Here is a 21,943-nt window from a genome sequence, read left to right as displayed (position 1 = left end):
AAATGACTCCGGTTCATGCACCCGCGTGGGCGCGTGATAACGAAGGGAAGAGACAATTGAAAGAACTAATTGCCGACCTAGACGCTGCGGGCAAAAGATTAGACCAGTGGCTGGCCGCAGCATTGGGGCCGGAACTCTCCCGCAGTCGCGTCCAGTCCCTGATTGCTGATGGTCATGTGACCATCGATGATGTTCCTGCCAGTGGCGCAAAGCAAAAGCTGCGCGAAGGCATGAAGATTACCATCGTGCTGCCAGAGCCTGAACCTGCCGACCCGCAAGGCGAGAACATCCCGCTGGATATTCTCTATGAAGATGATGATCTCATCGTCATCAACAAGCCCGCAGGCCTGGTTGTCCATCCGGGCAACGGCAACTGGACGGGAACGCTTGTAAATGCTCTCATCTATCATTGTGGCGATAGCTTGTCGGGCATTGGCGGCGTGCGTCGTCCGGGCATTGTCCATCGTCTCGACAAAGACACCAGCGGCGTCATGGTTGTGGCCAAAAACGACCACTCACATCGCCACTTAAGCGACCAGTTTGCCGATCATGGACGCACCGGCGATCTCGAACGCGCTTACAAAGCGCTCGTCTGGGGCATGACCGAACGTCCGCAGGGCTATATCGACGCCCATCTTGGCCGCTCACATCGCGACCGCACCAAGCAAGCGGTCGTTAAAGAAGACCGCGAAGACGCACGCCACGCCATTACGCATTATTCAACACTCGAAAAATTCGCGCCGCAAGAAGATGCAACATCGCTTGCTTCATTGGTGGAATGTCGCCTTGAAACAGGGCGCACACATCAGATTCGCGTTCACATGGCCCATATCGGTCATCCGCTTGTCGGCGACATGGATTATGGTGGTGCTTATAAAACCAAAGCAAACAAGCTGCCCGAGCCATTGAAAAACGCCGTGAATGGTTTCCAGCGTCAGGCGCTACATGCTTGGCTTTTGGCTTTCACGCATCCCACGACCGACGAAATCATGCGTTTTGAGGCTGATCTGCCTGAAGATATGGAGCAATTGCTGGAAAATTTCCGCAAGCACTCTACATAAAGCTATAAGTTCTCACAGTTTCAGATCCCGCGAAGAGGTCTGTAAAGATTATGCTTTGAGCGCGAAAACGCGATCTCGAAACAAGGCTGTAACCTCGATTGATGCAGCCTCTTAAGAATGGCGAGTGTTCACATTCTAGTGACACATTGTTTCATGAGGTTAGAGATCGTGTTTTCGCCAAAATCGTGCCTATATATGTAAGTTCGCGAGGGAAGTGCAGGAGGCAGCCAGCGCGACAGGTTTGCCATACGGGAACCTGAAACTATAAAGGAGGGTGCTCAATGGCCCGTTCTAGTCTTCCAAGTATTACATCCGGTGACGGTGGCCTAACCCGTTACATGGAAGAAATTCGCCGCTTTCCAATGCTTCAGCCGCAGGAAGAATACATGCTGGCGAAGCGTTATCATGAACATACTGATCCGAAGGCTGCGCATAAGTTGGTGACGAGCCATCTTCGTCTTGTGGCGAAGATCGCCATGGGTTATCGCGGTTATGGCTTGCCAATTGGTGAAGTTATCTCCGAAGGCAATGTCGGCCTGATGCAGGCGGTGAAGCGCTTTGAACCAGAACGCGGCTTCCGCCTAGCCACATATGCAATGTGGTGGATCAAGGCTTCGATCCAGGAATATATCCTGCGCTCGTGGAGCCTCGTGAAAATGGGCACGACTGCCAATCAGAAACGCCTGTTCTTTAATCTGCGCAAGATGAAGAGCAAGATCCAGGCACTGGATGATGGTGATCTTAACCCTGATCAGGTCAAGCAGATCGCGACCAAGCTAAAGGTCAGCGAAGACGAAGTGGTTTCCATGAACCGCCGTCTGTCAGGCGATGCCTCGCTGAACGCACCGCTGCGTGCAGCCGAAGGTGAATCCGGTGAATGGCAGGACTGGCTGGTCGATGACAGCAGCAGTCAGGAACAGGTTCTGATTGAACAGGATGAACTGGAAAGCCGCCGCTCACTGCTCGAACAGGCTATGGATTCGCTCAATGAACGCGAGCGCCGTATCTTTGTGGCACGCCGTCTGTCGGAAGACCCAATGACACTGGAAGACCTTTCCGGTGAATTTGGTATCAGCCGCGAACGTGTACGCCAGATTGAGGTCCGTGCCTTTGAAAAGGTTCAGGCTGCGGTCAAGGCAGCAGCTTTCAAACAGCACAAGGCATTGACCCATGTCGAGGAAGCCAACGCATAAATCTATCTATTTTGATACCATTCTACTGCCGCGATTGGGAAACCATTTGCGGCAGTTTCGTTAAGCGTCATCCAACTGATAAAAAACCGTCAAATATCTGTAATGCAATGTCTTTAGGCAACAGGTCGTATTTCACCGAAGCCCTAAAGGTCATGATATGAAAAAGCTCCTGCTTGCCGCAACGCTCGCTCTTACTGCTGCTACTGCTGTATCTGCGTCTGAATATGTCTCTTATCTCGACTATCCGCAGAAAGAGCAGGACGGAAAAGAGTTCTTCACTGCCATTGAAATCCCACAGGGCAGCTTTACCAAATACGAAATCAACGACAAGACCGGCCATATCATCGTTGATCGCTATCAGTCGATGCCGGTTGTTTACCCAGCCAATTACGGCTCGATCACAAGCACGCTCGCAGGCGATGGCGATCCGCTGGATGCACTTGTTTACACACGTGAGCCAATCGTACCGGGCGCGATCATCAAGGTTCGCCCAATCGGCGTTTTGAAGATGATCGATGGTGGCGAGCAGGACGACAAGATCGTCGCTGTGCCAACCTCCAAAATCGACCCAACCTATGACAACATCAAAGAACTTTCCGACCTGCCGAAGATTGAACAGCAGCGTCTGGAAGCCTTCTTCCGCGTTTACAAGCAGCTTCCAGAAGGCCGCAAGACTGTAGAGCTCAACGGCTTTGATACTGCCGAAACCGCGGCTTCTGAAGTGGCAAAGGCGATCAAGGCTTTCTCAGAAAAGAAGTAACCCACTTTAGCTATCGCACAAGGCATTGAAAACACGGGCTCTGCGTAACACATCCTACAAAATGCACGGATAGTTCACCCATAACAGATAAGGGCGTTGGTCTGATTTCGTCAGATCGGCGCCTTTATGGTTTTCGACGAAACACTAAATGATAAAAATCTGTAATTCTTGATTACTAGACACACTATATAGTTGCATGCAAAATTAGCCATTGTTTAATTTAGACATCTGAATCAATGGGGGAAAGATGCGTAAAATTCCAAGTATAATCGTGCTGGTTACTACTGCCCTCTACGGTAGTTCTGCATTCTCAGCAGACATGTCGGAAGCAGGCTTGCGCGAACTGAGATCAGAGCAAAGCTCACACGTAAATTGTGCGGCACTCGTTAAAAAGCCGCGAACCAAATCCAATACGGCCCTGCTAAAGCGTCATGGCTGTAAAGTCCCAACCATTCCAGTCCCGCCATCAAATGGGGGCAATGGAAATAGCGGCAACAACAGTGGAACAGATACCGGCACTGATGCAAGCAATGGCACTGGTGGCAATAACGGCGGCACCGATACTGGCACCGGCGCAAGTAATGGCAACGGTGGCAACAACGGCGGAACTGATACCGGGGGCAGTGATACTGGCGGCAGCAACGGTAATGGCGGCAACAACGGTGGAGACGATTCCGGTGGCAGCAACGGCAGCAATGGGAATGGCGGCAACAATGGCGGCGACGATTCCGGAGGTGGTGATACTGGTGGTAATAACGGTAGCAACGGTAACGGCGGCAACAATGGTGGGGCCGACACCGGCGGCGGGGACACTGGTGGCACCAACGGCAGCAATGGCAATGGCGGCGACAATGGTGGCCAATAACACGGCAGTTTTTAAGCCAATTATCTCATAATTAAAACGATGAACCCCGCTTTCGCGGGGTTCAATTTATCTCATTCCAAATTTTAATAGGTTCTATCGCTATCAACCTGCGCCAAGAACATCGTTAAAGACTTTTTCACCGGGCACGCCTTTTTCAAGGCTGATCAGAGCACGGCGACCATTGCGGTATGAGATCGGAATATCGATCCACTGCAAACGACGCATGAGGGACAAGTTGGTGTCCTGTGCCGTTGTTGCGTCATTGAGCCAGATAATGAAGAAGTTATCTGCAATCTTTGAGGGCACAGCGATCAGCGGATTGCCCGCTGCCTGTTCCGTATCTTTGAACGTGATGCGCTGAACATTATCGACAGCACCGCCAACAAAATCATCCGGTAAAGTAAATACCATTTCGATCAGATGGCTTGCAGGAATGGACTGGTCCGTATTCTTGCGAATGGTCAACTTAAGTTCAGCTTTGGTGTCAGGCATCGTGATCGTGCCACGAATTGCCGGAGCCGCAGGTTCACCCTCGCTCGGGCTTTCCTGGATTTCAGACCAGACAACCGTTCCACGCTCAACCGAGCCAGTTTCTGTTCCACCACGCTCTTCATAAAGAAGTGCCTGCTGGCCAACAGCAACAGCTTGCTGAGCTTGTGGCTGGTTTGGTGTATTGGTCTGTTCCGCGCCCGGCGTTGAAGCCGCCGTCGACTTACCTTCGCCAAGACCTGCCTGACCACCCGCCGGACCTTCGTCCTTTTCGCTGCCATCTTCCATCAGACGCTGCGTCATTTTCTGTTCTTCAGATGGCGTCGCTGGCTGGCCAGTTTGTGGTTGTTCAGAACCAGCGGTCTGTCCGGCCTCTGGCTGCGTTGTTCCTGCATCACCGCTTGCTGGTGCATCGCTGCGACCCAGGCTTGAAGCCAGTTCCTGCAACTTGTCTTTATTCGCCCAAACGCCGTAACCGGCTCCGCCCAAAGCAAGGACAGCAATAAGGCCAATGATTAGACCCTTGTAAGAACGCTTTTCTTTGAAGCGAACCGGGTCAGTATATTCCCCACGACGGGCGTAAGCTGGCTTGTCTTCCGTGCGATCCTGTTCGCGCTCTGCCGACCATTCATCCTGACGACGCACATGCACGGGTGCTGCGTCTTCGTCAGTATCGACATCATGATCGGAATAGGACCGATTGCCAGCAGCGAAAGGCGCATCATCATAGGATGGTGAAGCAGAGGCTTGCGTTGATTCGGCGAGAAAATCTTCGAGCGGATCATGCAACGGTTCATCAACAACAGGTGCAGCAGCCGGCGGCGCATAAAAGGCTTCGACTTCTTTGATGGCATCTTCAAGTATTTTGCGTTGGCGAACCGCCACAACTTGCGAAGCATTTGCTGTCACAAGCTTCTGTTCAATCGTCGCACGTGCCTTTGCATAGACACGCTCGCGCAGTTCAGGCGATTTATCCGCCTGAGCATCGATTGTCTTTTTCAGAACCGCTACAAAATCAGCCATACGTGTTACCCAGTTTCCGCGCGTTCGAAATGCAGTAAATACCTCAATAATCACAATAATCGTTAGAAAGCAAAGGTTGCGGCGTTGATTACGTCAACCCTTTCAATCAGATCGCGAAAAAACCTCAAAAAAATACCCGGTCAGCCATAAAGGTAAACCGGGTTTTTATTCTTAAGAACCAAAGGCCCTATCGACTAATCCTGAAACGGATCAGTTACAAGGATTGTGTCTTCGCGTTCCGGGCTGGTCGAAAGCATCGATACAGGTGCACCGATCAGCTCTTCAATATGGCGAACATATTTGACAGCCTGCGCTGGAAGATCGTTCCATGAACGTGCACCGGCAGTCGTCTCTGACCAACCCGGCAGCGTTTCATAAATCGGCTTCACGCGAGCCTGCGCACCCATCGAGGATGGCAGATAGTCGATACGCTTGCCATCAAGCTCGTAAGCCACGCAGATCTTGATTTCTTCAAGACCGTCGAGAACGTCAAGCTTAGTCAATGCAATACCGGTAATGCCCGACGTGCGAACAGTCTGGCGAACGATGACCGCATCAAACCAGCCACAACGACGCTTGCGACCTGTCACCACGCCAAATTCATGGCCCTTGGTGCCGAGGAATTCGCCGATCTCATCATTGAGTTCGGTCGGGAACGGACCTTCACCAACGCGGGTGGTGTAAGCCTTGGTAATGCCGAGAACATAACCGATCGCTGTCGGACCAAGGCCAGATCCAGCAGCAGCCTGACCGGCAACAGTGTTGGACGACGTTACGAACGGATAGGTGCCATGATCGTTATCAAGAAGCGCGCCCTGCGCACCTTCAAACAGAATACGAGCACCTGACTTGCGGCGTTCATCGAGAACGCGCCAGACCTGATCGATATAAGGAAGGATCTTGTCAGCAACCGAGGTCAGCTCTTCGAGAATAGTCGCAACCGCGATTTCTTCAAGGCCCATGCCACGACGCAGCAGATTGTGATGCGCAAGCAGACGCTCAACCTTCGGTTCAAGGGTGTCTGGCTCGGTCAGGTCGATCACGCGGATTGCGCGACGGCCAACCTTATCTTCATAAGCAGGGCCGATGCCGCGCTTGGTGGTACCAATCTTGAGACCTTCGGTAGCGCCTTCGCGCATCGCATCGAGCTCACGATGAACCGAGAGAATCAACGGAGCGTTTTCAGCAATACGCAGAACATCCGGATTAATATCGATGCCCTGCCCGCGCAGCTTTTCGACTTCCATGACGAAATGATGCGGGTCAACCACAACACCATTGCCAATCACACTCAGCTTACCGCGCACGAGACCAGATGGAAGAAGCGAAAGCTTGTAGCTGACGCCATCGATAACAAGTGTATGACCCGCGTTATGACCGCCCTGATAGCGCACGATCACATCGGCGCGTTCGGACAACCAGTCCACGATCTTTCCCTTGCCCTCGTCGCCCCATTGCGACCCGACGACAACCACATTAGCCATTGAGAAAACTCCTCGGTCCGGCATCTCAGCCGTAAATATAACCCAAGGATCGCAAGCAGCCCCGACAGTTTGACGCGAGGTGCTGATCCCTCGTCTCTATACAGACTGAATCGTGCTTACGCGACTCTTTACATGCAAAAAATACGAATATTTTCACGAAGACGTGGAAAGGCAGCGGATTAAGGGAGAAATAGTGAGTTTAAACGCTATCTAAAAATATGCGCTGTACTGAAATCCATTCACTCGGATAAGGTTCGTAGTCCTGTTGATCCAGGGCATGATATTTCCCCCAGCCTTGAAGCGCCCAATATTTAGTCATGACATGAAAATGACTATGGCCGGTTATCTCTGCAATTTTTTCAGCTCCCTCATTGAGAAGTTGCCTAAAACTATCTCCCATGGGGCCGACAAGACACATGCCGGGGAGCATCTGTCCATCAAGTTCAGGATTGAGCCAAACTTCATGTATCAATTCATGCTTCATCATGACATCAGACATTCAGCCGGCGCGGACCATATATAGAGCCTCGTCCGAATAGCCTTTCAGCTTGTCTTCAAGCGCAGGCACATCACGGGTAACGAAGCCCTTTTTCTCCCAGAACCCCTGCGAACCATTCACCGCAACAAGTGCCATGGTCGCAAAACCGTCCCGCTCTGCCTGTGCGCCCATCAGCTCGACAACACGCGATGCTTGCCCGCCAGAACGCACTTCCGGCAAAAGCGCAATATCGTGGATATAATAGGTGCTGATATCTTTTGGCAGTTCGCCAAGAACCGAATTCAGTGCAGGAACCGAATCGAGTTTCCACGGATGACTGATGCCATAACCGACGATTTCACTGCCCTTTGCCAACACGAAACAACCAGCAGGATAAATGTTGAAGCGGTCCCGAAAGACCGCCTCATCCTCGAAGAAGTCGGGATGAACAATGTTAGCGACCGCAGTAACGCCTGCAAAATCCTGCGCCTGCATCCGCCGCCATTCTGCCTGTTCAATCCCGTCTGTCATGTCGTTTAAGCTTCCTCGACGTTAAATTCCAAAGGTCTTGCCGCCTTGATTGCCTCTTGTGCGATCAGTTCGTCAAGTGCTGCCTGTGGAATCCTGTCATCGACGTAAAGCATCGCAATGGCATCACCGCCCGGATGATCACGTCCGAGAGCAAAGTTTGCGATGTTGATATCATGCTTACCGCAGATCGTTCCCAGCAGACCAATCATGCCCGGAATGTCGACATTGGTGACATAAAGCATGTGCGGACCGACTTCCGCATCAAGGTTGATTCCCTTGATCTGGATGAAACGTGCCTTGCCATCCGAGAAGCATGTACCGGCAACCGAACGCTCACGTTCAGTCGTTTTGACGATCAGCTTGATATAGCCATCGAAAATCCCGGACTTGTCACGCTTGATTTCAGAAACGATGATTCCACGCTCTTTCACCATAATCGGGGCGGAAACCATGTTCACATCAGCAACCTGCGGGCGGATCAGACCAGCAAGTGCTGCACTGATCAAAGCGCGCGTATTCATAGCAGCAGTCGCACCATCAAAAAGCACTTCTACTTCCTGAATAGGCTCATCTGTCACCTGACCGACAAAAGCACCCAGAACCTCTGCAAGCTTCACGAAAGGCCTCAGACGTGGTGCTTCTTCTGCCGTGATCGAAGGCATATTAATGGCGTTGGAAACCGCACCCTTGACCAGATAATCCGACATTTGTTCGGCGACCTGAATGGCGACATTTTCCTGCGCTTCTGACGTAGACGCACCGAGATGCGGTGTGCAGACCACGTTGGGCAGATTGAACAATTCGTTCTCTGTTGCAGGCTCGGTTTCGAACACGTCGATACCAGCACCAGCAACATGACCCGATTTCAATGCCTCAACCAGATCTTTTTCAACGATCAATCCGCCGCGTGCGCAGTTGATAATACGAACGCCCGGCTTCGTCTTAGCCAGCGCTTCCGCATTAATAATGCCACGTGTCTTGTCGGTTAATGGCGTATGCAAGGTGATGAAATCGGCACGCGCCAGAAGTTCATCCAGCTCAAGCTTTTCGACGCCGAGTTCCTGCGCCCGCGCTTCCGATAGAAACGGATCAAACGCAACAACATGCATCTTGAGACCAATACCGCGCGCAGCAACCACAGCGCCGATATTGCCGCAACCGACAACACCAAGCGTCTTGCCGGTAATTTCCACACCCATGAAGCGGTTCTTTTCCCACTTGCCAGCACGCGTGGAAACATCAGCTTCCGGCAACTGACGCGCAACTGCAAACATCAGTGCAATTGCATGTTCTGCCGTGGTGATCGAATTGCCGAAAGGCGTATTCATCACAATGATACCACGGCGCGATGCTGCCGGAATATCGACATTGTCCACACCAATACCTGCGCGACCAATGACCTTGAGCTTCGTTGCTGCTGCAATCAGCTTTTCTGTTGCCTTGGTGGCAGAGCGGATAGCAAGACCATCATATTGGCCGATGACTTCGAGCAGCTTTTCTTTGTCCTTGCCAAGATCTGGCAGATAATCAACTTCAACGCCGCGGTCTTTGAAAATCTGAACGGCGGTCGGCGACAATTTATCGGATACGAGTACGCGAGGTGCCATAAGGGCCTCCTTCGGATTGTACGATAATAAGACGCAGGCTGTGGCCGTCCCAACTTCGTCCACAACGCTGTCATCGCTTGCTTTTATGCTGCGGCTTTGAGTGCTGCTTTCTGTGCTGCAAAAGCCCAGTCGAGCCATGCAGTCAAAGCTTCAAGATCAGAAGCCTCTACCGTCGCACCCGCCCAGATACGCAATCCCGAAGGTGCATCGCGATAAGCACCAATATCGAAGGCAACGCCCTCTTTTTCGAGCGCAGAGACTATGCCCTTGGCAAAAGCGGCCTGTTGATCAGTGGACAAAGCAGTCACGTCAGGATCAACAATCGTCACGCAGACCGATGTGTTCGAGCGTGTTTCTGGCTTTTGCGCCAGATTGGCAATCCAAGGCGTTTTTTCGATGAAAGCATCAAGCACGGCAAAATTCGCATCTGCACGACCGACCAAGCCGTCGAGACCACCGACCGAACGCGCCCAGCTCAGCGCGTCGAGATAATCTTCAACGCAGAGCATCGAAGGGGTGTTGATGGTTTCGCCGACGAAGATGCCTTCGATCAGCTTGCCGCCCGAAGTCAGGCGGAAAATCTTTGGCAGCGGCCATGCTGGCTTATAGCTTTCCAGACGCGCGACGGCGCGCGGCGAAAGAATGAGAATGCCGTGTGCACCCTCGCCGCCTAGAACTTTCTGCCATGAGAAAGTAACGACATCGAGCTTTGCAAAATCAAGACGCTGCGCAAATGCAGCCGATGTTGCATCGCAAATGGTCAGGCCTTCACGGTTTGCCGGAATGAAATCCGCATTAGGCACGCGAACGCCAGACGTCGTGCCATTCCATGTGAAAACAACGTCACGGTTGAAATCGACTTCAGCGAAATCGACCAGTTCGCCATAAGGCGCAACAAAGGTGCGGGTGTCTTCGAGTTTGAGCTGCTTGATCACATCTGTGACCCAGCCGGAGCCGAAGCTTTCCCATGCGACCATATCAACGCCGCGTTCACCAAGCAGCGACCACAAAGCCATTTCGACCGCACCCGTATCGGATGCCGGGACAATGCCAATTCGGTAGTCAGCTGGAACGCCAAGAATTTCGCGGGTAAGGTCGATGGCTTCTTTCAGCTTGTTTTTGCCGATTTTCGCACGGTGCGAACGGCCAAGCGGCGCATCGGCGAGCGCTTGAAGCGACCAACCGGGGCGTTTTGCACAGGGACCTGAAGAAAAATTAGGGTTAGCCGGGCGAACTGCCGGCTTCGCAATCGTCGTCATTTTGTTTCCTATCCTCACAGATAGCACGCGCCTCGTTGGGGAAGCGTGGCCCACTGATGAAAATATCGGAAAGCAAAAATTTCACAAGGTGGTTGGAAATATATTTTGCAAAACCCGCCGCAGTAACTGGCGGCGGGTTAAAGTGCATTGCTGATGTTATTTTGAAGTCTCGTCTTTCATACGTGCGTAGTAGCTCGCAATCAGTGCACCAGAGACATTGTGCCAGACACTGAAAACCGCACTTGGCACCGCTGCCAATGGCGAAAAATGTGCATTTGCAAGGGCCGCACCAAGGCCGCTGTTCTGCATACCAACTTCAATACTGATTGCCTTACGCTTGGCCAGCGACAATCCTGCGAACCGTGCCGCAAAATAACCGAGCAACAAGCCCAAACCATTATGCAAAAATACAACAGCAAATATCAGCAAGCCTGACTGAGCAATTGCTGTCTTGTTGACCGCGACAACAGCAGAGACAATAAGCACAATGCCGATAACCGAAACGAGAGGCAACATTGGAACAGCTGCTTTTACAAGGCCGGGCATCAGCTTCTGCAAAATAAATCCAAGTGCCAGCGGCACCAGAATGACCTTGATAATGCTGATAAACATGCTCATTGCATCCACTGGCAAATACTGGCTGGCGAAGAACCAGACCAGAAACGGCGTAACGAGAGGAGCCAGCAATGTCGTAACGCTTGTGCAGGCAACACTCAAAGCAACATCGCCCTTGCTGAGATAAGTCATCACGTTACTGGCCGTACCACCGGGGCAACAGCCGACCAGAATAACGCCGGCAGCGACTTCCGGTGACATAGGAATTACACGCGTCAGCAAAACAGCCAGCAGCGGCATGATGATGAATTGCGCCAATACGCCAATCAATACGTCAAAAGGACGGCGCGCAACTTCGGCAAAATCCTTGGTCGAAATTGTCAGGCCCATACCGAACATGATGATGCCGAGCAGCACAACGATCCACGGCGCAAAAATACTGAATGCCGATGGCAACAGGAAACCCAGCACAGCGAAAACGATAACCCAGACGGCAAATGACCGCCCGACAAAATCTGAAAAAGCTGCAATGGCTTTCATTTCAATTCCTTTCAAGCAAACCGAAGTTCATAAAACACAGGCCATGCCTGTTTCATGCGGGTTTCTATGCGCTATTTGAAATATATGATACAAAAAATAGAGTTTTTGCTAACTTATGCACTTTCAGCACGATGTTTTGGGACATAAAACAAAAAGGCCCGGAAAACCGGGCCTTGAAATTCATTGATCTATGCGATCAGCCGCCAAACATATAGCGAAGGCCGACGCGGATATCGTGGATGTTCATGCCCTTATCGCGGACTGCACCAATATCTGTATCACCCTCAAACATTTTGCCACCATTAACATGGCGGAAGCGATAGCCAGCATCCAGCTTAAGATTATGCGTGAGATCGACCGATGCACCGGCCATCAATGCATAGGTAAAGCGCCAATCGGTTTCACCTGATAATTCGTTACCATCAGTTGTAAGGGCCATATCGTCCCACTTCACACGCATACCTCCGAGCCCTGCACCGACATAAGGTGTCACACCGCCAAAATTGGCCAGATCGACATAAGCATTTGCCAGAGCCGACAAACCGGACATCTTGCTGTTATCGTAATCGGTGGTGAATTTTGAGCGCGTTGAATAGTCAAGCGTCAAATCAGTACGGAAATAATCCGTAATCTGATAGCCAACGCCACCGCCAAAGACGAAGGAATCTTTCAGATCACCATCAAATCGAGTGCCATCAAAATCTGCTCTTTTGAAGCGATTGAAGGAATAACCAATATCACCACGCAGATACCAACCGCCAGTGGCGGACGGCGTAACAATGACTTCCGGCACTGATTCCATATCATCAGCGGCAAATGCCACAGACGAAAAGCCAGTCAGTGCAGCGGATAAAACAAGGCCGGCACCAAAAGTCTTAATCAGACCATTCATTTATTTGTCCCATCAATCAGTGACGCAGCAAACACGCCGAAACCAGAAACTTGGGATCAAAATAGGGATCAAAAATTAAATACTAATTAACCTTATTTTTTAATCGTTTTTTATCCATGCTTTTTCAAAGCGGAAGTCTTTTGGAACAAACAAAAAAGCGCGGAAAACCCGCGCTCTTTGTGAATTTTAGTCCGTCAACTCAGGCAGCAGCGCTTTCCGACGAGATCACATTAATGATGTCGTTGACGACCTTCTCAACGAGTGCACGGTCGTCACCTTCTGCCATAACGCGGATCAGCGGCTCTGTTCCCGATGGGCGGATAACCAGACGTCCCTGCGCGCCCAAACGATCAGTCGCCTCGTCAATCGCGCTCTTAACCTTCTTGTTTTCAAGCGGTTTTCCGCCAGAAGTACGCACATTCTTGAGCAACTGTGGCACCGGCTCAAACTTGCGGCAAAGCTCGCTCAGTGGCTTGTTCTCTTCCTGCGCGACCGCAAGAATCTGCAATGCGGAAACCAGCCCATCGCCGGTCGTCGCAAAATCTGACAGAACAATGTGACCCGACTGTTCGCCGCCCACATTGAAGCCATACTCACGCATGTGTTCAACCACATAGCGGTCACCAACCTTGGTGCGGGCCAGCGTCATATTGTGGTCATGCAAGTAACGCTCAAGACCGAGATTGGACATGATCGTTGCGACGATACCGCCGCCCTGAAGGCGATCTGATTTGGCCCATGATTCGGCAATGACTGCCAGAAGCTGATCGCCATCGATGACTGTGCCGTTTTCATCGACCAACAAAACGCGGTCCGCATCACCATCAAGCGCAATGCCGACATCGGCGCGCACTTCATGGACCTTCTTCATCAGGCCAATCGGATGGGTCGAGCCACAATCCTCATTGATGTTGATGCCGTTTGGCTCGTCATTGATGGTGATGACTTCTGCACCGAGCTCCCAAAGTGCAGCAGGTGCCACCTTATAGCCAGCACCATTCGCGCAATCGACCACGATGCGCAGCCCCTTGAGCGAGATATTGCGTGGCAAAGTGCGCTTAGCAAATTCGATATATCGATAGATATCACCGTCAACGCGCTTGGCCTTCCCGACTTCGCCATGGGTCGCAAGATGCGCGGAGAGATCACTGTCGATGAGGCTCTCAATCTTCAATTCGATTTCGTCTGACAGCTTGAAGCCATCAGGACCAAACAGCTTGATGCCGTTGTCATAGAATGGATTGTGCGAAGCCGAGATCATCACGCCAATGTCTGCACGCAATGAACGGCAAAGCATGGCAACAGCTGGCGTCGGAATTGGGCCGAGCAGGAACACATCCATACCCGCAGCAGTGAAACCTGCAACAAGCGCGTTTTCCAGCATATAACCAGAACGGCGCGTATCCTTACCGATCACAACGCGCGAGGCTTGGCCGTGACGACGGAAAATATGCCCCACCGCCATACCGACTTTCATGGCAATATCTGGCGTCATCGGAAAGCTGTTTGCCTTGCCGCGAATACCATCAGTTCCAAAATATTTACGTGTCATATTCTTAGCCTTGCGTTGCGCCATAAAGCTGTCTCGAAGCAATAAAATATCAGTCGCTGTTAATCTGTGAGACGGCAATGGCATCCGGGATTGTTAGCCCGGCAATCGATTGTCTGCGTTAATAGCGCAAAACCACCTGTCATTGCAATTTCACCTTTCGACGAAACAGATCGTATCAAAGCATCAATTTCCGAACTTGTCCCATGATGCGCCGAAATCCTTAACCGAGCCTTTCAAACGAAAGACGCTTCAGAAGCAGAAAAGCCGGACAAAATGCCCGGCTTTTCATAGTTCTTACAGATGCCTACTGCGGCTGTGGGTTTGGCTCAATGCCAGGCTCACTGCCGGGTTCTTCACCCTTACGCTTGCGTGGGCTGCCCGCTTTGGGAACGCCTGAACCGCGCGATGGCGTATCATTGCCCTGATCACGCGATGGCTTGTTGCCCGCAATCAGTTCCTTGATTTCATCGCCGCTCAAAGTTTCATATTCAAGCAGACCTTCAGCAAGCGCAATCCAATCCTCACGCTTTTCGGTCAGGATACGGGTTGCTTCGGCATAGGCTTCATCCACAAGACGTCGCACTTCAGCATCGATGATCTGCGCGGTTGCTTCCGAAATATTCTGCGTGCGTGAAACCGAATGACCAAGGAACACTTCTTCCTGATTGTCACCGTAAGCCACGCGACCGAGCTTGTCGGAATAACCCCACTGGGTCACCATCGAACGCGCCAGCTTGGTTGCCTGCTGAATATCGGAAGACGCACCAGATGTGATGTTTTCCTTACCAAATTTCAGCTCTTCCGCAACACGACCGCCCATCAGGATCGCTAGGCGCGACACCATCCAGGTATAAGTTGCCGAATAACGATCACCTTCTGGCAGCTGCATAACCATGCCAAGCGCACGACCGCGCGGAATGATGGTTGCCTTATGAACGGGATCGGAACTCGGCACATTGATTGCCAGAATAGCGTGACCTGCTTCGTGATAGGCCGTGTTGGCCTTTTCTTCCGGCGTCATGGCGGAGCGGCGCTCCGCACCCATCATGATCTTGTCCTTAGCGTCTTCAAATTCCTGCATGGTCACGAGACGCTTGTTGCGACGCGCTGCCATCAGAGCAGATTCGTTGACGAGGTTGGCAAGATCGGCACCAGAGAAGCCCGGCGTACCGCGTGCTACAATCTTAAGATCGACATTCGGAGCAAGCGGCACATTGCGCACATGCACTTTGAGGATCTGTTCACGGCCAACAATATCCGGGTTCGGAACAACGACCTGACGGTCAAAACGGCCCGGACGAAGAAGTGCTGGATCAAGAACGTCAGGACGGTTGGTCGCAGCAATCAGAATGATTGATTCGTTTGCTTCAAAACCATCCATTTCGACCAGAAGCTGGTTGAGCGTCTGTTCGCGTTCGTCGTTACCGCCGCCAAGACCGGCACCACGATGACGACCAACAGCATCGATTTCGTCGATGAAGATAATGCAAGGTGCATTCTTCTTAGCCTGTTCGAACATATCGCGGACGCGGCTTGCACCAACACCAACAAACATTTCAACGAAGTCAGAACCAGAAATCGTGAAGAACGGCACATTAGCTTCGCCTGCAACAGAGCGCGCGAGCAAAGTTTTACCGGTTCCGGGAGGGCCAACGAGCAGCACGCCGCGCGGAATCTTACCGCCCAGACGCTGGAACTTCTGCGGATCACGCAGGAATTCTACGATTTCCTCCAGATCCTGCTTGGCTTCTTCAACGCCAGCGACATCCTGAAAGGTGATACGGCCATGCGCTTCGGTCAAAAGCTTCGCCTTCGACTTGCCAAAGCCCATCGCACCGCGTGAACCACCCTGCATCTGGCGCATGAAGAAAATCCACACACCCAAAATTAGGATCATCGGCAACCATGAAAGCAGGATACCAAGAAGCGAACCGGAGCCGTCATTTTCAGGACGAGCGGTGATTGCAACGCCCTTTTCCTCAAGACGAGAAACCAGTCCCGTATCGCCCGGCGAATAGGTCTGGAAGGTCGATCCATTATCGGCAAATGTACCGCTGATCTTCTCACCAGTAATAGTGACCGACTTAACGCGTCCATTGGAAACGTCATCGATAAACTGGGAGTAGGAAACTTCACGGGAATTCGAGCGCTGGCCAGGACTCTGGAACAGGTTGAACAGCGCTATCAAAAGTAGAGCAATGATCGCCCAGAGGGCGAAGTTGCGATAGTTCGGATTCATATCGGGTCCTATCGATACCACAGCCACCCGACAAGGGCGGTACGATGTTTCGACTTAACATAGGATCGAAGAACGGCGTTGCCAAGGCGCGAGAGCCGCCTCATCTTCGATTCTTATCAAACTGGTTTATAAAAATTAGGACATTCGCGCCCAAACTGCGTTTCAATGGCTTTTGCAAGCGCAAAATCATAGCCCGGAAGCACATGATCAAAGATTGCGAAGTGCTTTTCGACAGTGATTCCTGAAGGCAACTGCTGACCGTTAACTGCCGGAACTTGCAGCAATTTGCCGTTTTCATAGATCGCGGGCAGCACCAGCAGCGCTTCGCGTTGTACAAAATCGACATCAATCTGATGTACTTCAATGAAATCAGCCAGTTCCTGCCGATCAGGTGCGGCCACCTCGAAGGTTGTTTGAGTGTGATTTGTCAGGCGGTAGCGCCCATCCCAGATGATCGTTTGGCCGGGATGAAGTTGCAACGTTGGCAGGTTACGACGTTCGCGACGAAACTTATGCGGCTCACCATTTTTGCCAAGCTCGACGAGCGCACCAAACACTGTCAGACGCCCAACTTTCTCCTGACCGGACAAAAGCTTTTCAATACGTGCGCGTTCAGCATCACCGGGGAGAAAACGCCGCCCGCCCGCAATCGATGCAAGAAGACCCGAAAACAAGCGCCGAACAGTTTCTGGAAGCTTCGCATAAATGGACGCGTCGACCAGGATCGTGCCAAACGCATTCATTTGCAGGTAGACCGGATCAGACAATGCTGCAACAAGCGCCGCATTATCGCGTTTTCGCGCCGCTGATGCCAGTGCGACTTGGGCCATCACGCGATCCGGATCGACTTCTGTAGCCGATGTCAGCCGCACGCGCGGACGCTCATAGCTGGTGTTGACGTTGCTGGGATCATCAATCCAGACCACCGCTTTCTCAGTGAGTTCCTGACGCAGATTTAAGCGGGATGTTTCCAGCAGCGGTCTTACCAAGACGACCGAATTTTCAAGCCATGACTGCGGTGCCATAGCGGCAAGTCCACGTGCTTCCGAGTGGGAACTCCGCTCCTTGCGCATCAGGAATGTTTCAATCTGATCGTCGCGCGTATGTCCCGTCGCAATAAAATCCGCGCCCGCCTCATGCGCCGCCTGCACCAGCAACCGATAGCGGGCAGAGCGAGCAGCGGCAGCGAGACCAGTCTTCGGCTTGGCTTCGTCCCACGAAAGAACACGGTGAGCGATGCCGTGTTGATGGCAAAGCGCGCCTACATTATCGGCCTCTTGCGTCGATTCCGCACGCAAACGGTGATCAATGGTAACAGCCGTCAGCGGTGGCGGGTTATCCAGCGTCGCGAGATAGTCTTTCAAGAGGAAAAGAAGAGCCAGAGAATCGCTGCCACCGGAAACGGCAGCAATGATTCCTTTTGCATTTTCTATTCTGAAAGGCTCAAAAATATCTTTCGGGGAAAGCCCCACACATAATCTCCAAAATCAACACTTGATACGCGTGCGCTCATCGCTCACCCGCTTCAAAACGGCGGGTGCAGCCTTCGGATAGCGCTCTGGAATCTGCTTAAAAGTTGCACAAGCGACGTCGTGATTATCCATCTTTTCAAGCGTCATACCCAGCTTGAACATATTCTCCGCTGCGCGTTTGGAATCGGGGTAATCTCGCTGCGTATCAATGAAAACAGTTGCAGCTTCTGGATACCGCGCCTGACCATAAAGCGATTCGCCCAGCCAATAGCGTGCTTCAGCCGTGGTCGGATCAGCCGGATATCGCTTGATGTGCTCGCGGAAACCAGTCTCCGCCGCTTTATAATCGCCCGACATCACATATTGATACGCGGCCTGATAGAGTGAATTTGGATTATCATCAGTCGGCAGCGATGCCACTGCCTGCCCTGCAGCCTGACCAGCTGGCAATGCAGCACCCTGTTCAACCGGACGTGGCTGCGCATTCATGGTTTCGCCGATTACATTGCCATTGTTATCAAAGCGGATTGAGCCAAGCGATTGCGGCGGCTCCCCACGCTGTGGGCCACCCTGCGCGGCAGCACCCGAACCAATAGCCATGGAATCGGCGCCCGATGAATCATTGGTCGCCGTTTGTGTATCTGAACCGATATTGCCGCTCTGTGCCGTGTTGCCAGAAACCCCATCATCGGGGTTTCCAGCCGGTGTCGCATCTGCGAGCGACGTATCGCCGGGCGCATTGCCTGCATCAGCGCGGCCACCTTCCAGCTTCTGGAAGCGGCGTTCATTGTCTTCCTGCATTTTCTGCATCTGGTCCTGCAATTCAAGGACCTGGAAGTTCATGGCTTCGGCACGATTGCTGAGCGTATCAGCGGTGCCCACAGGATTGCCCATACCCTGCGAACAAAGATCGCTGCCGGGAGGTGCACTGACCTGAGCATTCTGAGACAGATCAGACTTTGCAGGAGCGGTTACACCCTGCTTCTTTTCCAGCTCTTCAAATCGGAAATCATTGTCGTCTTGTGTCTTCTGTAGCAGCTCGTTCGTAAACGAAATCTGCGCATCAACATCCTCAACCTTACCCGTGAGGTTACGGATCAGCTCTTGCTGCAAGCCGGGGCTTTGCTGATAGCCACCCTGACCACCTGCGCTGCCGTTGTCGCGCATGGCATCGTCGAGAATTGCGGTCGAGCCGACATTTGCGTGATTCTGCCCACCACCATTGCCCTTTTCCAGCGCACGAAAACGGGTTTCATTATCACGCTGAATTTTCAGCATATTGTCGCGCAATTGCATGATGCGGGCATAGGACTGTGCATTCTGATGCGCCAGATTACAGACCTGCTGCGAAAACTGATCGCCACCGGGAGTTCCAGCTTGCGCGAGTTGGATATTCCCCTGCTGCGAAAAACCAGATGCTGCCAGAACCGGCGCACTCGCCAAAAGCGGCAGCATGGCAATTGCCAGCGTCACTTTCCTCATTGGTTTCCTCATTCCCTTTTTGCCCCTATCGCTCATTGTCGAAAAATGATGGTGCCCTGAAACTATAAACCGCGACCACCAAGGTCTGGATAAACAATCAAACACGATGCCTGAACATTTTCTGAACACCTGAATTTCCGCGGTTCTTTTCAGTTATTAGAGAAAAACCTTAAAAAGCATAGATGCTTTCCCTATGACACAGGTGAGTTCGGCCAAAATTTGTCGAAAAGACAATTACCTGACGTCTGAACAGAAAAAAGCGGCCCGAAGACCGCTTTTCTCTGATTAGGTTCAGACTATTTTCTGAAACTTAGCTGCCAGCACCGTTAAGAACGGTAACGGCACGACGGTTCTGCGACCAGCAAGAGTTGTTATCGCAAACAGCGATTGGACGCTCGTTGCCGTAGGAAACGGTACGCATACGGCTGGTTGGAACGCCACGGGCTGCAAGGAAGTCACGGGTTGCAGCAGCACGACGCTGGCCGAGTGCAAGGTTGTACTCACGTGTACCACGTTCGTCGGCATGACCTTCGACAGTGATGGAGTACTGTGGGTAACGCTGCAACCACTGTGCCTGCTTCGACAATGTCTGCTGCGCATCCGAACGGATCAGCGACGAATCGAGGTCAAACAGAATGCGGTCACCGACATTTACAGTGAAGTCCTGAGCGGAGCCGGGCGTTGAAGCGCCACCAGCCAAGCCAAGATCACCGGCATTGTTCGGAAGGTTCTTTTTCGACGCACAACCAACAACGGCGAGCGACATGAAAAGGGCAATAGCGATCGGGCTACGTGCAATCGACTGGATACGGCGCATGGGCCGGAGCTCCTTAAGATTTGATGTTCCTGCGTAACCAACCAATAATCATATTTAGGTTAAAACAGGCTCAAGAAGTATGGTTAATAATTTCTTGCGACCATCTGCGAACCGTTTTTATCCGGTTGCAATTCTGCTTTTAGCCCTTGAGGGCTAAATGAGGCAGAAACACGGCTCCAAGGCTATAATTGTGGCATTTTGCCATGAAAAAGGCGCGAAACCGATGCCTCGCGCCCTAAACTCATTCCAACTCACACCAAAACTACTCAAGCAATGGCGACCAGGCCGGATCAGAACCGAAGTTCGGTGTCTGGATTTGGCGTTCATTACGTCCCGTCAGATCGATACTGAAGAGCTTCGGACCACCGGCACCCGATGCCTTGCGGAAGAACATCAGCACGCGGCCATTTGGTGCCCAGGTCGGACCTTCATTGTGGAAGCCGGAGGTCAGCAGTCGCTCACCCGTACCATCAGTCTTCATAACGCCAATCGAGAATTGGCCTTGCGACTGCTTGGTGAAGGCGATGAGATCACCACGTGGGGACCAAACCGGGGTCGAGTAGCTGCCATCACCCGACGAGATACGGCGTGGATTGGAGCCATCAGCGCCCATCACGTAGAGCTGCGGACGTCCGCCACGATCAGACGAGAACACAATCTGCGAACCATCCGGCGAGTAAGACGCACTGGTATCGATTGCCTGACTGTTGGTCAGACGTGTCGTGGTGCGGTTACGCAGATCCATAGTGTAGATATTCGCGCTGCCGTCATCCTGAAGAAGGCTCATGACAACCTTCTGGCCATCGGGCGAAAAGCGCGGTGCAATCGACATGCCGGGGAAGTTGCCAACCAGCTCGCGCTGGCCGGTTTCAAGCTGCAACAGGTAAACGCGCGGCTGGCCACCAGCAAAGGACATATAAGTCACTTCCTGACGGTTTGGCGAAAAACGCGGGGTCAACGCCATGTCGCGGCCATCGGAAAGGTAACGAATATTGGCACCATCCTGATCCATGATCGCCAAACGCTTGACGCGCTTCTGAGCTGGACCAGATTCATCAACAAAAACGACGCGGGTATCGAAGTAACCTTTTTCACCGGTCAGGCGCTCATAAATCGCATCAGCGATAATGTGCGCAACACGACGCCAGTTATCAGGCGTGGTAAAGAACTGCTGACCAATCAGCTGTTGTCCACCAAACGTATCCCAGAGACGGAACTCCGCCTTCAGGCGGCCATCTGGCTGCTTGGTAATGCGACCGGTCACCAGCGCCTGCGCATTGATGACCTTCCAGTCTTCAAAACGCGGAGACGCATCAGGATTGGAAATCTGTTCGATAAATGCGCTTTTGCTGATCGGCGCAAACAGGCCAGATCGTTCAAGATCTGCTGCAATCACGGAACTGATATTGGCACCAAGTTGATCGCCAGAAAGGAAATCGGTGATCGCAATCGGCAATGGTTCGACAACACCCTTGTTGATGTTGATTTCGACCACGGCATGCGCAGGAGCGGTTGCAACAAAACTTGCGGCAATGACACAGGCCAAAGCCGAAAGGGCTGCTCGGATCTTCGTTTTCATAATGCCCATTTTCATGTCTTCGGGGACCTCTTTTGTCCTTGGCATGGAACTTAACTGCAACCGGA

18 protein-coding genes are annotated in these 21,943 nt (G+C 52.2%); 4 read left to right on the top strand and 14 right to left on the bottom strand.

Annotated elements, in window-relative coordinates:
- The first annotated feature begins 2 nt into the window (after positions 1-2).
- From ACOZHT_RS18200 to ACOZHT_RS18185, 4 genes are all read left to right on the top strand, one after another.
- The gene (locus ACOZHT_RS18200) at positions 3-1,061 is read left to right on the top strand and encodes an RluA family pseudouridine synthase (RefSeq protein ID WP_339513242.1); all 1,059 of its coding nucleotides are present in this window, start codon (positions 3-5) and stop codon (positions 1,059-1,061) included.
- Between the two features lie 281 nt (positions 1,062-1,342).
- Positions 1,343-2,254 carry an RNA polymerase sigma factor RpoH gene (rpoH, locus tag ACOZHT_RS18195; protein ID WP_339513240.1) on the top strand — a complete coding sequence of 304 codons (912 nt, stop codon included), beginning with the start codon at positions 1,343-1,345 and terminating at the stop codon, positions 2,252-2,254.
- Positions 2,255-2,411: 157 nt separating this feature from the next.
- Positions 2,412-3,014, top strand: coding sequence for an inorganic diphosphatase (locus tag ACOZHT_RS18190; RefSeq protein WP_250041079.1), 603 nt, complete (start codon positions 2,412-2,414; stop codon positions 3,012-3,014).
- Positions 3,015-3,261: 247 nt separating this feature from the next.
- Positions 3,262-3,879, top strand: coding sequence for a hypothetical protein (locus ACOZHT_RS18185; RefSeq protein ID WP_421566188.1), 618 nt, complete (start codon positions 3,262-3,264; stop codon positions 3,877-3,879).
- A 102-nt stretch (positions 3,880-3,981) separates the two neighbouring features.
- Here the strand turns inward: ACOZHT_RS18185 and ACOZHT_RS18180 are convergent, their stop codons facing one another.
- The 14 genes from ACOZHT_RS18180 to tolB form a co-directional block, all read right to left on the bottom strand.
- The gene (locus tag ACOZHT_RS18180) at positions 3,982-5,391 is read right to left on the bottom strand and encodes a transcriptional regulator (RefSeq protein WP_339513236.1); all 1,410 of its coding nucleotides are present in this window, start codon (positions 5,389-5,391) and stop codon (positions 3,982-3,984) included.
- 194 nt (positions 5,392-5,585) lie between these two features.
- Positions 5,586-6,875 carry an adenylosuccinate synthase gene (locus ACOZHT_RS18175; RefSeq protein WP_339513234.1) on the bottom strand — a complete coding sequence of 430 codons (1,290 nt, stop codon included), beginning with the start codon at positions 6,873-6,875 and terminating at the stop codon, positions 5,586-5,588.
- A gap of 199 nt (positions 6,876-7,074) precedes the next feature.
- Positions 7,075-7,374, bottom strand: coding sequence for a hypothetical protein (locus tag ACOZHT_RS18170; RefSeq protein WP_339513232.1), 300 nt, complete (start codon positions 7,372-7,374; stop codon positions 7,075-7,077).
- Positions 7,375-7,884 (bottom strand): GNAT family N-acetyltransferase, encoded by a 510-nt coding sequence (locus ACOZHT_RS18165; RefSeq protein ID WP_339513230.1) that lies wholly within the window; start codon positions 7,882-7,884, stop codon positions 7,375-7,377.
- Between the two features lie 5 nt (positions 7,885-7,889).
- Positions 7,890-9,491 carry a phosphoglycerate dehydrogenase gene (gene serA, locus ACOZHT_RS18160; RefSeq protein ID WP_339513228.1) on the bottom strand — a complete coding sequence of 534 codons (1,602 nt, stop codon included), beginning with the start codon at positions 9,489-9,491 and terminating at the stop codon, positions 7,890-7,892.
- A gap of 83 nt (positions 9,492-9,574) precedes the next feature.
- The gene (locus ACOZHT_RS18155; RefSeq protein ID WP_339513226.1) at positions 9,575-10,750 is read right to left on the bottom strand and encodes a phosphoserine transaminase; all 1,176 of its coding nucleotides are present in this window, start codon (positions 10,748-10,750) and stop codon (positions 9,575-9,577) included.
- Between the two features lie 156 nt (positions 10,751-10,906).
- Positions 10,907-11,845, bottom strand: coding sequence for a bile acid:sodium symporter family protein (locus ACOZHT_RS18150; RefSeq protein ID WP_339513224.1), 939 nt, complete (start codon positions 11,843-11,845; stop codon positions 10,907-10,909).
- A 196-nt stretch (positions 11,846-12,041) separates the two neighbouring features.
- The gene (locus tag ACOZHT_RS18145) at positions 12,042-12,737 is read right to left on the bottom strand and encodes an outer membrane protein (RefSeq protein ID WP_339513222.1); all 696 of its coding nucleotides are present in this window, start codon (positions 12,735-12,737) and stop codon (positions 12,042-12,044) included.
- Between the two features lie 199 nt (positions 12,738-12,936).
- Entirely contained in the window at positions 12,937-14,289 is a 1,353-nt protein-coding gene (gene glmM / locus ACOZHT_RS18140; protein WP_339513220.1) for a phosphoglucosamine mutase, read from the bottom strand.
- A gap of 304 nt (positions 14,290-14,593) precedes the next feature.
- On the bottom strand, positions 14,594-16,528 hold the full coding sequence (ftsH, locus tag ACOZHT_RS18135) for an ATP-dependent zinc metalloprotease FtsH (protein WP_339513218.1): 1,935 nt from the start codon (positions 16,526-16,528) through the stop codon (positions 14,594-14,596).
- Between the two features lie 116 nt (positions 16,529-16,644).
- Positions 16,645-18,000 carry a tRNA lysidine(34) synthetase TilS gene (gene tilS, locus ACOZHT_RS18130; RefSeq protein ID WP_339513216.1) on the bottom strand — a complete coding sequence of 452 codons (1,356 nt, stop codon included), beginning with the start codon at positions 17,998-18,000 and terminating at the stop codon, positions 16,645-16,647.
- 15 nt (positions 18,001-18,015) lie between these two features.
- Positions 18,016-19,494, bottom strand: coding sequence for a tol-pal system protein YbgF (gene ybgF / locus ACOZHT_RS18125; protein WP_339513214.1), 1,479 nt, complete (start codon positions 19,492-19,494; stop codon positions 18,016-18,018).
- Positions 19,495-19,792: 298 nt separating this feature from the next.
- On the bottom strand, positions 19,793-20,299 hold the full coding sequence (gene pal / locus ACOZHT_RS18120) for a peptidoglycan-associated lipoprotein Pal (RefSeq protein WP_339513212.1): 507 nt from the start codon (positions 20,297-20,299) through the stop codon (positions 19,793-19,795).
- A gap of 262 nt (positions 20,300-20,561) precedes the next feature.
- Positions 20,562-21,893, bottom strand: a complete 1,332-nt coding sequence (gene tolB, locus ACOZHT_RS18115; protein WP_339513210.1) for a Tol-Pal system beta propeller repeat protein TolB — start codon at positions 21,891-21,893, stop codon at positions 20,562-20,564.
- Positions 21,894-21,943 lie beyond the last annotated feature (50 nt).

It is taken from the genome of Ochrobactrum sp. EDr1-4, from assembly GCF_049199085.1.
Classification (GTDB): domain Bacteria; phylum Pseudomonadota; class Alphaproteobacteria; order Rhizobiales; family Rhizobiaceae; genus Brucella.
Note: the sequence above shows the minus strand (reverse complement) of the source record. Positions and strands in the feature narration are given on the sequence as shown.

What these genes read in the sequence shown, in the direction of transcription:
- ACOZHT_RS18200 (WP_339513242.1), top strand. Translation starts at nt 3, where the DNA reads ATGACTCCGGTTCATGCACCCGCGTGGGCGCGTGATAACGAAGGGAAG.
- rpoH (WP_339513240.1), top strand. Translation starts at nt 1,343, where the DNA reads ATGGCCCGTTCTAGTCTTCCAAGTATTACATCCGGTGACGGTGGCCTA.
- ACOZHT_RS18190 (WP_250041079.1), top strand. Translation starts at nt 2,412, where the DNA reads ATGAAAAAGCTCCTGCTTGCCGCAACGCTCGCTCTTACTGCTGCTACT.
- ACOZHT_RS18185 (WP_421566188.1), top strand. Translation starts at nt 3,262, where the DNA reads ATGCGTAAAATTCCAAGTATAATCGTGCTGGTTACTACTGCCCTCTAC.
- ACOZHT_RS18180 (WP_339513236.1), bottom strand. Translation starts at nt 5,391, where the DNA reads ATGGCTGATTTTGTAGCGGTTCTGAAAAAGACAATCGATGCTCAGGCG.
- ACOZHT_RS18175 (WP_339513234.1), bottom strand. Translation starts at nt 6,875, where the DNA reads ATGGCTAATGTGGTTGTCGTCGGGTCGCAATGGGGCGACGAGGGCAAG.
- ACOZHT_RS18170 (WP_339513232.1), bottom strand. Translation starts at nt 7,374, where the DNA reads ATGTCTGATGTCATGATGAAGCATGAATTGATACATGAAGTTTGGCTC.
- ACOZHT_RS18165 (WP_339513230.1), bottom strand. Translation starts at nt 7,884, where the DNA reads ATGACAGACGGGATTGAACAGGCAGAATGGCGGCGGATGCAGGCGCAG.
- serA (WP_339513228.1), bottom strand. Translation starts at nt 9,491, where the DNA reads ATGGCACCTCGCGTACTCGTATCCGATAAATTGTCGCCGACCGCCGTT.
- ACOZHT_RS18155 (WP_339513226.1), bottom strand. Translation starts at nt 10,750, where the DNA reads ATGACGACGATTGCGAAGCCGGCAGTTCGCCCGGCTAACCCTAATTTT.
- ACOZHT_RS18150 (WP_339513224.1), bottom strand. Translation starts at nt 11,845, where the DNA reads ATGAAAGCCATTGCAGCTTTTTCAGATTTTGTCGGGCGGTCATTTGCC.
- ACOZHT_RS18145 (WP_339513222.1), bottom strand. Translation starts at nt 12,737, where the DNA reads ATGAATGGTCTGATTAAGACTTTTGGTGCCGGCCTTGTTTTATCCGCT.
- glmM (WP_339513220.1), bottom strand. Translation starts at nt 14,289, where the DNA reads ATGACACGTAAATATTTTGGAACTGATGGTATTCGCGGCAAGGCAAAC.
- ftsH (WP_339513218.1), bottom strand. Translation starts at nt 16,528, where the DNA reads ATGAATCCGAACTATCGCAACTTCGCCCTCTGGGCGATCATTGCTCTA.
- ybgF (WP_339513214.1), bottom strand. Translation starts at nt 19,494, where the DNA reads ATGAGGAAACCAATGAGGAAAGTGACGCTGGCAATTGCCATGCTGCCG.
- pal (WP_339513212.1), bottom strand. Translation starts at nt 20,299, where the DNA reads ATGCGCCGTATCCAGTCGATTGCACGTAGCCCGATCGCTATTGCCCTT.
- tolB (WP_339513210.1), bottom strand. Translation starts at nt 21,893, where the DNA reads ATGAAAATGGGCATTATGAAAACGAAGATCCGAGCAGCCCTTTCGGCT.